General features: G+C 70.6%; 12 protein-coding genes. 10 read left to right on the forward strand and 2 right to left on the reverse strand.

All coding sequences use genetic code 11. The features are described 5' to 3' along the window. Positions 1 to 151: 151 nt before the first annotated feature. The 7 genes from aceE (at position 152) to BJY22_RS32500 (ending at position 8761) form a co-directional block, all read left to right on the forward strand. Positions 152 to 2878: a pyruvate dehydrogenase (acetyl-transferring), homodimeric type gene (gene aceE, locus BJY22_RS32470; protein ID WP_202892471.1), complete on the forward strand. Its 2727-nt coding sequence runs from the start codon at positions 152 to 154 to the stop codon at positions 2876 to 2878. A gap of 72 nt (positions 2879 to 2950) precedes the next feature. Next, entirely contained in the window at positions 2951 to 3478 is a 528-nt protein-coding gene (locus tag BJY22_RS32475) for a GNAT family N-acetyltransferase (RefSeq protein ID WP_167214525.1), read from the forward strand. Positions 3479 to 3540: 62 nt separating this feature from the next. After that, positions 3541 to 5013 carry a peptide MFS transporter gene (locus BJY22_RS32480; RefSeq protein WP_337759691.1) on the forward strand — a complete coding sequence of 491 codons (1473 nt, stop codon included), beginning with the start codon at positions 3541 to 3543 and terminating at the stop codon, positions 5011 to 5013. Between the two features lie 69 nt (positions 5014 to 5082). Beyond that, positions 5083 to 5379: a hypothetical protein gene (locus tag BJY22_RS32485; protein ID WP_167214528.1), complete on the forward strand. Its 297-nt coding sequence runs from the start codon at positions 5083 to 5085 to the stop codon at positions 5377 to 5379. Continuing rightward, positions 5376 to 6461 carry a flavin-containing monooxygenase gene (locus tag BJY22_RS32490; protein ID WP_167214531.1) on the forward strand — a complete coding sequence of 362 codons (1086 nt, stop codon included), beginning with the start codon at positions 5376 to 5378 and terminating at the stop codon, positions 6459 to 6461. Before BJY22_RS32485 ends, BJY22_RS32490 begins: the two co-directional genes overlap by 4 nt. A gap of 34 nt (positions 6462 to 6495) precedes the next feature. Continuing rightward, complete coding sequence (locus tag BJY22_RS32495) at positions 6496 to 8130, forward strand: helix-turn-helix transcriptional regulator (protein WP_167214533.1); 1635 nt, start codon at positions 6496 to 6498, stop codon at positions 8128 to 8130. A gap of 106 nt (positions 8131 to 8236) precedes the next feature. Then, complete coding sequence (locus BJY22_RS32500) at positions 8237 to 8761, forward strand: hypothetical protein (protein WP_202891358.1); 525 nt, start codon at positions 8237 to 8239, stop codon at positions 8759 to 8761. Here the strand turns inward: BJY22_RS32500 and BJY22_RS32505 are convergent. Continuing rightward, on the reverse strand, positions 8736 to 9746 hold the full coding sequence (locus BJY22_RS32505) for a pirin family protein (RefSeq protein ID WP_167214539.1): 1011 nt from the start codon (positions 9744 to 9746) through the stop codon (positions 8736 to 8738). The genes BJY22_RS32500 and BJY22_RS32505 overlap by 26 nt on opposite strands. Continuing rightward, positions 9743 to 10786, reverse strand: coding sequence for a PHP domain-containing protein (locus BJY22_RS32510; RefSeq protein ID WP_167214540.1), 1044 nt, complete (start codon positions 10784 to 10786; stop codon positions 9743 to 9745). Before BJY22_RS32510 ends, BJY22_RS32505 begins: the two co-directional genes overlap by 4 nt. A gap of 29 nt (positions 10787 to 10815) precedes the next feature. Here BJY22_RS32510 and BJY22_RS32515 point away from each other — a divergent pair, with 29 nt between their 5' ends. The 3 genes from BJY22_RS32515 (at position 10816) to BJY22_RS32525 (ending at position 14310) form a co-directional block, all read left to right on the forward strand. After that, complete coding sequence (locus tag BJY22_RS32515; RefSeq protein ID WP_420371438.1) at positions 10816 to 12051, forward strand: PucR family transcriptional regulator; 1236 nt, start codon at positions 10816 to 10818, stop codon at positions 12049 to 12051. A 79-nt stretch (positions 12052 to 12130) separates the two neighbouring features. Further along, positions 12131 to 13324: an acyltransferase domain-containing protein gene (locus BJY22_RS32520; RefSeq protein WP_167214543.1), complete on the forward strand. Its 1194-nt coding sequence runs from the start codon at positions 12131 to 12133 to the stop codon at positions 13322 to 13324. Then, positions 13321 to 14310: a beta-ketoacyl-ACP synthase III gene (locus tag BJY22_RS32525; protein ID WP_167214546.1), complete on the forward strand. Its 990-nt coding sequence runs from the start codon at positions 13321 to 13323 to the stop codon at positions 14308 to 14310. Before BJY22_RS32520 ends, BJY22_RS32525 begins: the two co-directional genes overlap by 4 nt. The last annotated feature ends 76 nt before the right edge of the window (positions 14311 to 14386 follow it).

Consider the following 14386-nt stretch of genomic DNA (forward strand, 5'->3'; position numbering starts at 1 on the left):
TCCGGCCCGGCCCGCCGGAATCGGGCCGGATCGGAAGGCGAAGTAGAACGCAATCCGGACAGGTGACAGGATTGCGGTGAAGAGCAACCAGAGAGAACGGCAGGACACCGTGGCTTCCGGACACGAACCACCAGCCATCATCACCGAGGGGATGCCCACCCAGCTCCCCGACATCGACCCCGACGAGACGCGTGAATGGGTCGAATCGCTCGACGCCGTCCTGGACGAACGGGGCAAGGCGCGAGCGCGCTACCTGATGCTCAAGCTGATCGAGCGGGCCCGGGAGCGACAGGTCGGGGTGCCCGCGCTGCGGAGCACCGACTACATCAACTCGATCCCGCCCGAGCGCGAGCCGTGGTTCCCCGGCGACGAGCACATCGAGCGCCGGATCCGGGCCTTCATCCGGTGGAACGCCGCGGTGATGGTGAGCAAGGCCAACCGCAAGGGCCTGGAGGTCGGCGGGCACATCGCCACCTACCAGTCCGCCGCGAGCCTCTACGAGGTGGGTTTCAACCACTTCTTCCGCGGTAAGGACCACCCGGGCGGCGGCGACCAGATCTTCATCCAGGGGCACGCCTCCCCTGGTATGTACGCGCGCGCCTTCCTCGAGGGCCGGCTGAGCGCGGACCAGCTGGACGGCTTCCGCCAGGAGGTCTCCCGCGGCCCGCACCAGGGCCTGTCGTCGTACCCGCACCCGCGGCTGATGCCGGACTTCTGGGAGTTCCCGACCGTCTCGATGGGACTGGCCGCGCTGAACTCGATCTACCAGGCGCGGTTCAACCGCTACCTGCACAACCGCGGCATCAAGGACACCAGCCAGCAGCACGTCTGGGCGTTCCTCGGTGACGGCGAGATGGGTGAGCCGGAGTCGCTCGGCGCGATCGGCCTGGCCGCGCGCGAGGAGCTCGACAACCTCACCTTCGTGATCAACTGCAACCTGCAGCAGCTGGACGGCCCGGTCCGCGGCAACGGCAAGGTCATCCAGGAGCTGGAGGCGTTCTTCCGCGGCGCCGGCTGGAACGTGGTCAAGGTGATCTGGGGCCGCGAGTGGGACAACCTGCTCGCCCAGGACCACGACGGCGCGCTGGTGAACAAGATGAACACCACGCCCGACGGCCAGTTCCAGACCTACTCGGTCGAGTCCGGTGAGTACATCCGGGAGAACTTCTTCGGCGGCGACCAGCGGCTGCGCCAGATGGTCAGCGGGCTGTCCGACGAGGACCTGCGCAAGCTGCCGCGCGGCGGTCACGACTACCGCAAGGTGTACGCCGCGTTCAAGAGCGCGACCGAGCACGTCGGCCAGCCGACCGTGATCCTCGCCCAGACCATCAAGGGCTGGACGATCGAGGCGCTGGAGGGCCGCAACGCGACCCACCAGATGAAGAAGCTGACCTCGGACGACCTGAAGGCGTTCCGCGACCGGCTGTACCTGCCGATCGAGGACAAGGACCTCGAGGACGCGTACAACCCGCCGTACTTCCACCCCGGCACCGACTCGCCGGAGTACCAGTACATGATGGAGCGCCGCAAGCAGCTCGGCGGTTCGCTGCCGTCGCGCCGGGTCACGCCGAAGACGCTGACGCTGCCGGGCGACGCGGTGTACAAGCCGCTGGCCAAGGGCTCGAACGCGCCGGTCGCCACCACGATGGCGCTGGTCCGGCTGTTCCGGGACCTGATGAAGGACCCGGAGATCGGCCACCGGATCGTCCCGATCGCCCCGGACGAGTACCGCACGTTCGGTATGGACTCGATGTTCCCGACCGCGAAGATCTACTCGCCGCACGGGCAGAACTACGAGGCCGTCGACCGCAACCTGCTGCTGTCGTGGAAGGAGTCCACGGCGGGCCAGCTGCTGCACGAGGGCATCAGCGAGGCCGGCGCGATGGGCTCGGTGCTCGCGGCCGGTACGGCGTACGCGACGCATGGCGAGCCGATGATCCCGTTCTACATCTTCTACTCGATGTTCGGGTTCCAGCGCACCGGCGACTGGATGTGGGCGTTCGGCGACCAGCTCGGCCGCGGCTTCCTGGTGGGCGCCACCGCCGGCCGGACGACGCTGACCGGTGAGGGACTGCAGCACGCGGACGGTCACTCGCCGCTGCTCGCCTCGACCAACCCGGCCGCGGTGCACTACGACCCGGCGTTCGCGTACGAGATCCCGTACATCGTCAGGGACGGCCTGCGCCGGATGTACGGCTACGGGCTCGACAAGGACAAGCCGCACGGCGAGGACGTGTTCTACTACCTCACCGTCTACAACGAGCCGGTCGCGCAGCCGGCCGAGCCGGAGAACCTCGACGTCGCGGCACTGCTCAAGGGCATGTACCGCTTCAGCGAGGGTCAGGTCGCCGACGGCGAGGACGTCCCGCGGGTGCAGCTGCTCGGGTCCGGTGTCTCGCTGCCGTGGGTGCGGAAGGCCCAGCAGATCCTCGCCGACGACTACTCCGTGGCGGCGGACATCTGGTCCGTCACCTCGTGGAACGAACTGCGCCGCGACGCCGTCGCCGCCGAGCAGCACAACCTGCTGCACCCGCAGGAGCCGGAGCAGGTGCCGTTCGTGACCGAGCAGCTGAAGGACACCAAGGGTCCGGTCGTTGCCGTCAGCGACTTCATGCGCGCGGTGCAGGACCAGATCTCCCGCTGGGTGCCGAACGACTACACCTCGCTCGGTACCGACGGCTGGGGTCTGGCCGACACCCGGGCCGCGGCCCGGCGCCACTTCCAGGTGGACGCCGAGTCGATCGTGGTCGCCACGCTGGAGATCCTCGCCAAGCGCGGCGACGTGAAGCCGGAGGTCGCCGCCGAGGCGGCGCGCAAGTACCGGATCGACGACCCGACCGCGGTCGCCGGCGTGAAGCAGGAGGGCGCCGGCGCCTGACGCCGCGTCGCCTGACACGGGCCGCTCATCCCACCGGGGTGAGCGGCCCGTCGCCGTTCTAGGCTCCGACTCATGCTTGAGTTGATCGAACCGACCGTCGAACTGCGTGACTCCTGGACGGAGTCGGCGAAGGAGTGGGGTGACGCCCACCAGGACGGCGCCGGGTTGTGGGAGGCCGACGACCTGAGCACGGTCGAGGGGTTCGCCGCCTGGACGCAACGGTTGCGCGAGCAGAGCGACGACAGCATCCCGGTCACGGCCGAGCGGGTGCCGGCGTCGTACTGGTGGATCGTCGAGGGCGGCACCTACCTCGGCGCGATCACGCTCCGGCACGCCCTGAACGACAAGCTGCTCGAGGGCGGTGGGCACATCGGGTACGGCGTACGCCCGTCGGCCCGCGGTCGCGGGGTGGCCACCTGGGCGCTCGGCGCGGTGCTCGACCGGGCGCGGGCGCGCGGGATGGACCGGGTGCTGGTGACCTGCGACGACGACAACGTCGCGTCGGCGCGGACGATCGAGCGCAACGGCGGCGTCCTCGAGGACGTGCGCGACACCTGGCTCGGGCGGACCCGGCGGTACTGGATCACCCTCGGTGACTAGCGGCGGCTACCGGTTGGTACGGTCGGAGACGGCCATGCCGTTCTGACGGGGAGTAGTCGATCGTGTCCGTAACGCAACAAGCCGGCGAGGAGAAGACCTTCTTCGGTCACCCGCGCGGGTTGATGACGCTGTTCACCACCGAACTGTGGGAGCGGTTCAGCTACTACGGGATGCGCGCGATCCTGCTGCTCTACCTGACCGACAAGGCGCACGGCCTCGGTCTCGGAGAGTCGCTCGGCCAGGCCGTGGTGTCGATCTACGGCGCCTCGGTCTACCTGCTCTCGGTGCTCGGCGGCTGGTTCGCGGACCGTGTCTTCGGCGCCCGCCGCACCGTCCTGTACGGCGGAACCGTCATCGTCGCGGGTCACCTGGCGCTGGCCCTGCCGTCGAACGGGACGGCGTACCTCGGGATCGCGCTGGTTGCCCTGGGCACCGGTCTGCTGAAGCCGAACGTGTCGGCGATGGTCGGCACGCTGTACGAACAGGGCGACACCCGGCGCGACTCGGCGTTCTCGATCTTCTACATGGGCATCAACATCGGCTCGTTCACGGCGCCGTTCGTGGTCGGGTTCCTGCGCCGTGAGTTCGGGTTCCACGTCGCGTTCGCGGCGGCCGCGGTCGGGATGACCCTGGCGCTGATCGCGTACCTGCTCGGCCGGCGGACGCTGCACGGCCGCGGCGACACCCCGCCGAACCCGCTGACCGCCGCGGACCGGCCGGCGATGCTGAAGATCTCGCTGGCGGTCCTCGCGCTGCTCGCGGTCGTGTTCGCCTGGTCGGCCTGGCGGTCCGGCGGCCTCGGCCCGAAACCGGTCGTGGACGCGATCTCGTACCTGTGCTTCCTGGCGCCGATCGCGTACTTCGTGATGCTGCTGCGGAGCCCGCTGGTGACGCCGGTGGAGAAGCAGCGGGTCCGCGCGTACATCCCGCTGTTCGTCGCGGCGATGCTGTTCTTCATGCTGTTCGAGCAGGCCGCGACCACGCTGACGTCGTTCGCCGCGAACCGGACCCAGCTGGAGCTGTTCGGCGCGGAGATCTCGCCGGAGTTCTTCCAGTCGGTGAACCCGTTCTCGATCATCGTGCTGGCCCCGGTGTTCGCGGTGATCTGGATCCGGCTCGGCGACCGCGGACCGTCGATCGGGCAGAAGTTCGCCACCGGACTGCTGCTGGCCGGTATCTCGTTCGCGGTCATGGCGCTCGCGTCGTCGGTTGCCGGTGACAACCTCGCGTCGCCGCTGTGGCTGGTCGGCGTCTACGTGATCCAGACGCTCGGCGAGCTGTTCCTGTCCCCGGTCGGCCTGGCAGCGACGACCGTTCTCGCGCCGCGGGCGTTCCTCAGCCAGATGATGGCGCTGTGGTTCCTCGCGCCGGCCGCGGGCCAGGCGATCACCGCCCAGCTCGTGCAGGCGACCGAGGGCGCGTCGGACACGGCGTACTTCGGCGGGCTCGCGGTCGTCACGATCGTGGTCTCCTTCGCCGTCTACGCGCTGTCCCCGTGGATCCGGCGGCACACCGACGTACGACAAACCTCGTAGTCGCGCCGCCCGCGGGTTGCGCATTCCGTCCGACGCGCCGGACGGGCCGGGAAACCTAGCGTCAGTGACATGACTGGCGTAAGCGTTGCTCTTCTCGCGGGGACGATGTCCACCATCCTCGTCGCGTCGAGCGCCCTGCCGATGGTGGTCAAGGCGATCCGGACCCGCGACCTGGCGTCGTACAGCCCGGCCAACCTGGTTCTCGCCAACGTCGGCAACGCCGTCCACTGCATCTACGTGGTGCACCTGCCGCCAGGACCGATCTGGATCCTGCACGGCTTCTACGTCGTGACGTCCGCGCTGATGCTGCTGTGGTGGTTGCGATTCCACCCGCTTCGGCGCGGTGTGGAACGGAGACCAGCATGAGCACCATCATCATCGGCGCCGGCCAGGCCGGACTCGCCACCGGCTACCACCTGCAGCGGCTCGGCGAGTCGTTCACGATCCTCGACGGCAACGCCCGGGCCGGCGACCAGTGGCGGTCGCACTGGGACAGCCTGCGGCTGTACTCCCCCGCCAAGTACGACGGCCTGCCGGGGCTCCCGTTCCCCGGCGATCCGTGGCATTACCCGGGCAAGGACGAGGTCGCCGACTACCTCGCGTCGTACGCCGCTCACTTCGAGCTGCCGATCCGCCCCAGCACGCGGGCGGACAGGCTCGAGCGGATCGGCGACCAGTGGATCGTCACCGTCGGGCGCGAGCAGCTCACCGCGGACAACGTCGTCGTCGCCACGGGCACCTTCGGGCGTACGCCGTACCTCCCGGACTACGCGGTCGACCTGGATCCGGCGATCCGGCAACTGCACTCGTCGGAGTACCAGCGGCCGGGTCAGCTCAAGGACGGACCGGTGCTGGTGGTCGGCGGGTCGCACTCGGGTACGGACATCGCCTACGAGGTCTCGCAGACGCATCCGACGGTGCTGTGCGGACGTGACCCGGGACAGGTTCCGTTCACACCGGGGCGGCCCGGCGAGAAACTTGTCTGGCCGGTCCTGCTCTTCCTCTGGCGCCACGTCATCACTCGACGGTCGCCGATCGCGAAGGCGGCGATGGAGGACCTGCGGCACCACGGCGGCCCGATGATCCGGGTCCGGCGGGCGGACCTGCGGGAGCGCGGGGTCGAGCGGGTGCTCGACCGGGTGGTCGGGGTCCAGGACGGCCGGCCGTTGCTGGCCGACGGGCGGGCGCTGGACGTCGCGAACGTTGTCTGGGCGACCGGCTTCCAGCAGGTCTTCGACTGGATCAAGGGCCCGGTGATCGGGCCCGACGGCTGGCCGAAGGAGTTCCGGGGCGTGGTCGCGGAGGCTCCGGGCCTGTTCTTCTGCGGCCTGTGCTTCCAGTACGCCTTCAGTTCGATGGTGCTGCCCGGCGTCGGGCGGGATGCGGCATACGTCGCCGAACGCATCGCGGCGCGGTCCCGGGCGGACCGGAGTCTTGCCGCCGCGTGACCGGCAGGCGCATGCTCGCGGGTGGGGGCATGTGATGGGGATTGTCGACGATCTGCAGCGAGCCCGGTCGGCGTTCGAGCGGCGCGACTGGGCAGCCGCGTACGCCCGGCTCACCAGCGTGGACGGTGAGCCGGGCGTGGCGCTCGCCGCCGAGGAACTGATGACGCTGGCCACGGCCGCGTTCCTGCTCGGCGACACGGACGGCTGCATCCGCGCACTGCAGCGCGGCTACCGGCTGCGCATCGACGCCGGCGAGGTGCTCGGCGCGGTCCGGTTCGCCTTCTGGCTGGGCCTCGTGCTCAACGTCCGCGGCGAGGCGGCGGTCGGCAGCGGCTGGGCCGCACGCGCCCAGCGCCTGCTCGCGGACCAGCCCGACGACGTACTGGAGCGCGGCTACCTCCGCGTCCACGACTTCTTCCGCTGCCTGGACACCGGTGACTTCCCGGGGGCGATGGCCGTCAGTGAGGACATGGTCGGCATCGCCGACCGTCACTCCGATCCCGACCTGCTCGCGCAGGGCCTGGTCTGCAAGGGCCGCTTGCTGATGTACGCCGGCCGGGTGCCCGAAGGGCTCGCTCTGCTGGACGAGGCGATGGTCTACGTCGCGGCCGGTGAGCTCTCGCCGATCTTCGCGGGCAACGTGTACTGCGCGATGATCGAGGCCTGTCAGGAGGTCCTGGACTTCGCCCGCGCGTCCGCCTGGACGACGGCGCTGACGCGCTGGTGCGACAGTCAGCCCGACCTGGTGCCGTTCACCGGCCAGTGCGCCGTCCACCGCGGCCAGATCCTGCGGCTGCACGCGGCATACCCGGAGGCGCTGGCGGAGTTCGACGACGCCTGCCGCCGGTACGCGGCCGCGGGGTCCCAGCTCGCGGCCGGTCTCGCATTGACCGAACGGGGCGACGTACTGCGGATCCGCGGCGAGTGGGACGCGGCGCAGGCGGCGTACGAAGCGGCGGCCGGGTTCGGGCACGAGCCGCAGCCGGGGCGTGCGTTGCTCCTCCTCGCCCGCGGCCGGGTCCCGGCCGCGGTGGCCGCCGTACGACGCCTGCTCGCGGAGACCGGCGATCCGGTGCATCGGTCGCGGCTGCTCGCGGGCGCGGTCGAGGTGCTGCTCGCAGCTGCGGCCGCCGACGAGGCCTCGGCGGCGGCGGAAGAGTTGTCGACGATCGCCACCAGCTTCGGGTGTACGGGGCTGCGGGCGTCGGCGGCGTACTGTCTGGCGCTGGTCGCCCTGGATGCCCGCGACCCGGACCGTTCGTTGCAGCAGGCAAGGGTGGCGGGCCGGCTGTGGAACGAACTGCAGGCCCCGTACGAGGTGGCGCGGGCGAAGGTGCTGGTCGGCCGGTCGTTCCGGCTGCTCGGGGACGAGGACTCGGCGACCGCCGAGCTGACCGCCGCCTGCCACAGCTTCGCCGAGCTCGGCGTGGCGCCCGCGCGGCAGGAGGCCGAGCGGCTGCTGCACACCGAACTCGCCGGCGGTCTGACCGCACGCGAGCTGGAGGTCCTGCGGCTGGTTGCGTCCGGCAACAGCAACACCGAGATCGCCCACCGGCTGGTGCTGAGCGACAAGACCGTCGCCCGGCACCTCACCAACATCTTCGCCAAACTCGACGTACCGTCCCGGACCGCGGCCGTGGCCTACGCCCGCGACCACGACCTGCTCTGAACCGCTCCCGCGCCCCTCGAACCGCCCCTCGAACCGCTCTGCTGGGGGAGGTCGTTCCCTCGCGCGGGTGAGGTGCGGGCGGGGCCGCCGGACGGATGCTCGGAACGTGAGCACAACTGAGCGTCCCGTCCCGCGCTGGGCCTACCTTCTCGCCCATGCGATCCCGTTCCTGGCCCTGCCGTCCGGACTGTGGCGGCTCGGGCTGGTCTTCGGCTCCTCGATGGGCCTGCTCGACGACGCCGGCCGCCCGGCGTACCTGATCGGGTTCGGCGAGAAGCTGTACGTCGTCTGCCTGTCGATCGTCTCCGAGCTCGTCGCCCTGACCGCCGTCGGCCTGGTCAGCCGGTGGGGCGAGGTCGCACCGCGCTGGATCCCGTTCATCGGCGGCCGCCGGGTGCATCCGTACGCCGCGATCGTGCCCGCCGTTCTGGGGTCGCTGGGGCTGATCGCGATCTGGACCTACGGGTTCCGGGACGCGTTCACCGACCACTTCATCCCGTTCTCGAGCACGGAGTGGAAGGTGCTGATGATCGCCTGCTACCTGCCGCTGAACCTGTGGGGTCCGGCGCTGCTGGTGGTCACCTGGGCGTACTACCGGCGCCGGGTCAGCGCGATCGCGGTCGCGGTTTGAGCGTGGTGGCGGGCAGCGGCGGCGCCGGCAGCGGATCGCCGTCGTACCCCGGCACCATCCCGAACCTGTCGTTGCCCGCAGCATCGATCGCCGCCTGCCAGGCGTCCCGGGCCGCCACGATCTCCTCGTGCGAACGGCCGATGAAGTTCCACCACATCACCAGCTCCTCCTCGAACGGCTCGCCGCCGAGCAGCAGGAACCGCACACCGTCGTCCGAGGCCACGAGCTCGATCGCGTCCCGGCCGGAGCCCAGGTAGGTCATCTCACCGAACCCGGGCGTCAGGTCCCCGACCGAGAGCGCGCCGTCGACGACCAGGACGGCGTACTCGTGGGACGGTGTGAGCGGGAGCGCGAGCGTGCGGCCTGCCTCGATCGTGACGTCGGCGCCGACCAGCGGGGTGTACGCCGGTGCGGGAGAGGTGACCCCGGCGACGGTCCCGATCATCACCGTCGCGTGCGCGCCGTCGAGCTCGAGCCGCGGCAGGTCGGCGTAGGCGTCGAAGGCGGGCGGGGTCGTCGTACGGACGCTGTCGGGGAGCGCGACCCACAGTTGGGCGCCGTGCAGCATCGGCGGCGCGTCCGGGGTGGAGACCTCCGAGTGCGCGATCCCGTTGCCGGCGGTCATGATGTTGAGCTCCCCAGGACGCACGAACGCGTGCGATCCGACGCTGTCGCGGTGCTCGATCTCGCCCTCGAACAGCCAGCTCACCGTCTGCAGGCTGGTGTGCGGGTGCGGCGGGACCTGCATGCCGCGCTCCCCCGGTACGTCGTACGAATCGACGCGCTCCTGCGTCAGGTCGTCCGGGCCGTAGTGATCCACGAAGCACCAGGCGCCGACCATCCGCCGGTTCTTGTTCGGCAACAGCCGCCGGACCGTGGTGGACCGCCCCAGCACGACCTCGCGGGCCTCGAGCATCTCCAACGCCGGTCCTTCACAGTCCCCGCTGCCGACCAGCTCGGCCGGGTCGCTCTCGAGATCACTCATGATGCCGTCCATTCCACGAGTTGCTTCTGGTCCCAGGTGTTGATGACGCGCTCGGGCGCTACGCCGCAGTCCTCGGCGCGTTCGCAGCCGTACACCTGCCAGTCGAGCTGGCCCGGCGCGTGCGCGTCGGTGTCGACGGAGAACATGCAGTCCATCTCGACCGCCAGCGAGAGCAGGCGTTTCGGCGGGTCCAGGCGCTCGGGGCGGGAGTTGATCTCGACCGCCGTACCGAACTGGCGGCAGGCCTCGAACACCACCTCGGCGTCGAACTCCGACTCCGGCCGGGTCCCGCGGCCGCCGGTGATCAGCCGGCCGGTGCAGTGACCGAGCACGTCCACGTGCGGGTTGGCGATCGCGCGCACCATCCGCTCGGTCATCGGCTCGGCGGCCATCCGCAACTTCGAGTGCACGCTCGCCACGACGATGTCGAGCCGGGCCAGGATCTCCGAGTCGCAGTCCAGTGAGCCGTCGTCGAGGATGTCGACCTCGATACCGTTCAGGATCGTGAACCCGTCGAGCTCGTCCTGCAGCTTCTTGTTGAGTTCGGCAACGACCTCGAGCTGCTGCAACCGGCGCTCGCGGGACAGGCCGTTGGCGACCGTCAGGCGCGGCGAGTGGTCGGTGAGAGCGATGTACGAGTGGCCGAGGCGGTGCGCCGTACGGGCCATCTCCTCGATCGGGCTGCCGCCGTCCGACCACTCCGAGTGCAGATGCAGATCGGCCTTCAGAGCGGCCCGCAGCTGCTTGCCCGCCGTGGTCAGCTCGCCCGCCGCCTCCTCCAGCTTGACCAGGTACGACGGGGTCGCGCCGTCCATCGCCTCGACGATCACGGCCTCGGTCTTCGGGCCGATCCCGGGCAGCTCGGTCAACGTGCCGGCGCGGCGCCGGGCCCGCACCTCCGCGGCCGGCAGCGCCGCGATCGTGTCGGCCGCCCGCCGGTACGCCTTCACCCGGTGCGTCGGCTGCCGGTCACGCTCGAGGTAGTACCCGATCGCCCGCAGCGCCGCCACCGCGTCCTCGACACCCGCCTTGTCCGTCATGCGTCCATCATGGCAGCGAGCGTTATGGTCTGGGCGTGGCGACTAAGGCGCATCTGGCGCGGGCTGAGCGGTTGCAGGGGGCGACCGGTGCGCTGGCCACGGCCGCGATGGCGGCGATGGACGCGAAGTTGCCGTGGTTCGGGACGCTGTCCGCCCAGGACCGGTCCTGGATCGGGCTGGTCGCGCAGTCCGGCATCTCGGCGTTCGTCGAGTGGTTCCGCGACCCCGAGGCGCACTCGTCGATGCCGACCCGGATCTTCGGATCGGCGCCGCGCGAGTTCACCCGGGTGATCTCGTTGCACCAGACCGTGGACCTGGTGCGGACCACGATCGAGACCATCGAGAACACCATCGGCACGCTGCTGCCGCCGGACGACGTACCGATCGTCCACGAGGCCATGCAGCGCTACGCCCGCGAGGTCGCGTTCGCCGCCGCCACCGTCTACGCGCAGGCCGCCGAGATGCGCGGCGCCTGGGACGCCCGGCTGGAGGCGCTGCTCGTCGACTCGGTGATCCGCGGCGAGGCCGACGAATCGGTCCGTTCCCGCGCCTCCGCCCTCGGCTGGGCCGGAGCCGTCGGTACGACGGACTCTGTGACGACGGGCGGAGCCGAGGTCGCCGTGGTGGTCGGACGCGCACCGGCCGCCGACGCACCGCAGTCCGGTCACGGCAGCTCGAACGTGGCGGACATGGTCCGGCACGCGGCGCGCGAGGCCGGTGCTGACGCACTGTGTGCGGTCCAGGGCGACCGTCTGGTCCTGGTACTCGGCGGTACGAGCAAACCTGTGGAGATCGTACAAAAACTCGCGCGCTGGTTCGGACCCGGTCCGATCGTCGTCGGACCGGTCGTGAAGGACCTGATGTCGGCCGTGACCTCGGCCCGCGCCGCCGTCGCCGGGCTGCGCGCCGTCGCCGCCTGGCCGGGTGCGCCACGACCCGTGCAGGCCGACGAACTGCTCCCCGAACGGTCACTCTCCGGAGACGGCCACGCCCGTCGGCAGCTCGCGACCGACGTGTACGGCCCGCTGACCGTGGGCGACGGCGTGCTGCTCGACACCGTCTCGGCGTACCTGGACTCCGGCGGCTCGATCGAGGCGACCGCCCGGGCGATGTTCATCCACGCCAACACCGTCCGGTACCGGCTCAAGCGTGTGGCGGACCTCACGGGGTACAACCCGCAGCATCCCCGCGACGGATTCACACTCCGTGTCGCACTGACCTTGGGCCGCCTGCTCAATCCCGAGCCGGGCAGCACCGTTTTGTAGGATCTCCACAAAAGCGGCCCGGTAGAATTCGTGCTCGCCGTGAGGCTCGCGGCGGGTGTGACTGAGGGAGAGTTGTCACGTGCTCGTCATCGTCGCGCCCGGTCAGGGTGCCCAGACCCCAGGATTCCTCGAGCCGTGGCTGGCCGATCCCGTCTTCGAGAGCCGGCTGAACTGGCTCTCCGCGGTCGCCGGCCTCGATCTCGCCCACTACGGCACCGAAGCCGACGCAGACACGATCCGCGACACCGCGATCGCGCAGCCGCTGCTGGTGGCCTCCGGCATGCTCGCCGCGCTGGCGGTGTTCCCGCACCCGGCCGACGCCTTCGCCAAGGTCGGCGCGGTCGCCGGTCACAGCGTCGGTGAGCTCGCCGCCGCGGCCGGCACCGGTGTCCTGACCGCCGAGCAGGCGATGGTCCTGGTCCGCGAGCGCGGCAAGGCGATGGCCGCCGCGGCCGCGCTGACACCGACCTCGATGACCGCGGTGCTGGGCGGCGACCGCGACGAGGTCCTGGCCAAGCTCGCCGAGCACGGCCTGACCCCGGCCAACGACAACGGCCCCGGCCAGATCGTTGCCGCGGGCACCGTCGACGAGCTGGCCGCGCTGGCCGCGGATCCGCCGGCGAAGGCCCGGCTGATCCCGCTCTCGGTCGCCGGCGCGTTCCACACCAGGCACATGGAGCCGGCCGTCCAGACGCTGGCGAAGTACGCGACCGCGATCAGCACCCACGACCCGCGGACCCGCCTGATCTCGAACCGCGACGGCCACGTCGTCCACGACGGCCAGGACGTCCTGCAGCGCCTGGTCACCCAGGTGAACGCCCCGGTCCGCTGGGACCTGTGCCTGCAGACGATGTCCGACCTCGAGGTCACCGGCATCCTGGAGCTGCCCCCGGCGGGCACGCTGACCGGCATCGCGCGGCGTGCCCTGAAGGGTGTCGAGACGTTCGCGCTGAAGACGCCGGACCAGCTCGACGACGCCCGCGCGTTCGTCGAGAAGCACGGCAGCCCGTCCGAGATCGACGCCTCCCCCACGTGGCGCCTGCTGGTCGCTCCGATCAAGGGCACCTTCACCCGCAAGGTCGACGTACTGCGGGAGACCGGTGCGACCGTCGACGCCGGTGAGGTCGTCGCGAAGGTGGCGAGCCTGCGGGACGAGGTCGAGGTGACCGCGCCGCACGGCGGCATCGTGGTCGAGTGGCTCGTCGAGGAAGGCGACCCGGTCGCCCCCGGCCAGCCCCTCGTCCGCCTCCACCCCGCCGGGAGCAACGCATGATCACCGCATCGACAGGCTCGCAGTACGCCGGAATTCTCGGCATCGGGTCGTACCGGCCGCGCCGCGCGGTGCCGAACTCCGAGATCCTCGAGCAGATCGACTCCAGCGACGAGTGGATCCAGACCCGGTCCGGGATCAAGGAGCGGCGCTGGGCCGACGAGGACGAGACCGTCCTGATGATGTCGGTGCACGCGGCCAAGGACGCGATCGCGGAGTCCGGCATCGACCCGAACGACATCGGCTGCGTGATCGTCGCCACCGTCACGCACCTGTACCAGACGCCGGCGATCGCGACCCGGATCGCCGTCGAGGTCGGCGCCCCGACCGCGGCCGCGTTCGACATCTCGGCCGCCTGCGCCGGCTTCTGCTACGGCGTCGCGATGGCGAACGACCTGGTCCGCGGCGGCAGCGCGAAGTACGTGCTGGCGATCGGCGTCGAGCGGCTCAGTGACATCACGGACCGCACGGACCGCGGTACGGCGTTCATCTTCGCCGACGGCGCCGGCGCCGCGGTCGTCGGCCCGACCGAGGAGCCGGGGATCGGCCCGGTGGTGTGGGGCTCCGACGGCACGCAGCACCAGGTGATCAGCCAGAAGGAGTCCTGGCAGGAGGTGCACGGCAACCACAACTGGCCGCACCTGACGATGGACGGCAACCCGGTGTTCCGCTGGGCGTCGTTCGAGATGGCCAAGGCCGCGCAGCAGGCGCTGGACGTGGCCGGTGTGAAGGCGGAGCAGCTCGACCTGTTCGTCCCGCACCAGGCGAACATGCGGATCACCGACGCGATGCGCCGCACGCTGAAGCTGCCCGAACACGTCAAGGTCGCCCGCGACATCGAACGGCAGGGCAACACCTCGGCCGCGTCGATCCCGCTCGCGATCACCGCGATGCGCGAGGCCGGCGAGGCGAAGAGCGGTGACCTCGCGCTGATCATCGGCTTCGGGGCGGGGCTGGTGTACGCCGCCCAGGTCGTCCGGCTCCCGTGAGGCAGCAGTAGTCCATAGTTGTCCGGGGGCGGCTCAGGTGGCCGCACCCGGCTGAAGTGAAGCCAGTGAACATCCG

It is taken from the genome of Kribbella shirazensis (assembly GCF_011761605.1).
GTDB classification, from domain to species: domain Bacteria; phylum Actinomycetota; class Actinomycetes; order Propionibacteriales; family Kribbellaceae; genus Kribbella; species Kribbella shirazensis.

Bases quoted from the DNA above. Each gene is read 5' to 3' on its own strand.
- aceE (WP_202892471.1), top strand. From the start codon at position 152: ATGCCCACCCAGCTCCCCGACATCGACCCCGACGAGACGCGTGAATGG.
- BJY22_RS32475 (WP_167214525.1), top strand. From the start codon at position 2,951: ATGCTTGAGTTGATCGAACCGACCGTCGAACTGCGTGACTCCTGGACG.
- BJY22_RS32485 (WP_167214528.1), top strand. From the start codon at position 5,083: ATGACTGGCGTAAGCGTTGCTCTTCTCGCGGGGACGATGTCCACCATC.
- BJY22_RS32490 (WP_167214531.1), top strand. From the start codon at position 5,376: ATGAGCACCATCATCATCGGCGCCGGCCAGGCCGGACTCGCCACCGGC.
- BJY22_RS32495 (WP_167214533.1), top strand. From the start codon at position 6,496: ATGGGGATTGTCGACGATCTGCAGCGAGCCCGGTCGGCGTTCGAGCGG.
- BJY22_RS32505 (WP_167214539.1), bottom strand. From the start codon at position 9,746: ATGAGTGATCTCGAGAGCGACCCGGCCGAGCTGGTCGGCAGCGGGGAC.
- BJY22_RS32510 (WP_167214540.1), bottom strand. From the start codon at position 10,786: ATGACGGACAAGGCGGGTGTCGAGGACGCGGTGGCGGCGCTGCGGGCG.
- BJY22_RS32525 (WP_167214546.1), top strand. From the start codon at position 13,321: ATGATCACCGCATCGACAGGCTCGCAGTACGCCGGAATTCTCGGCATC.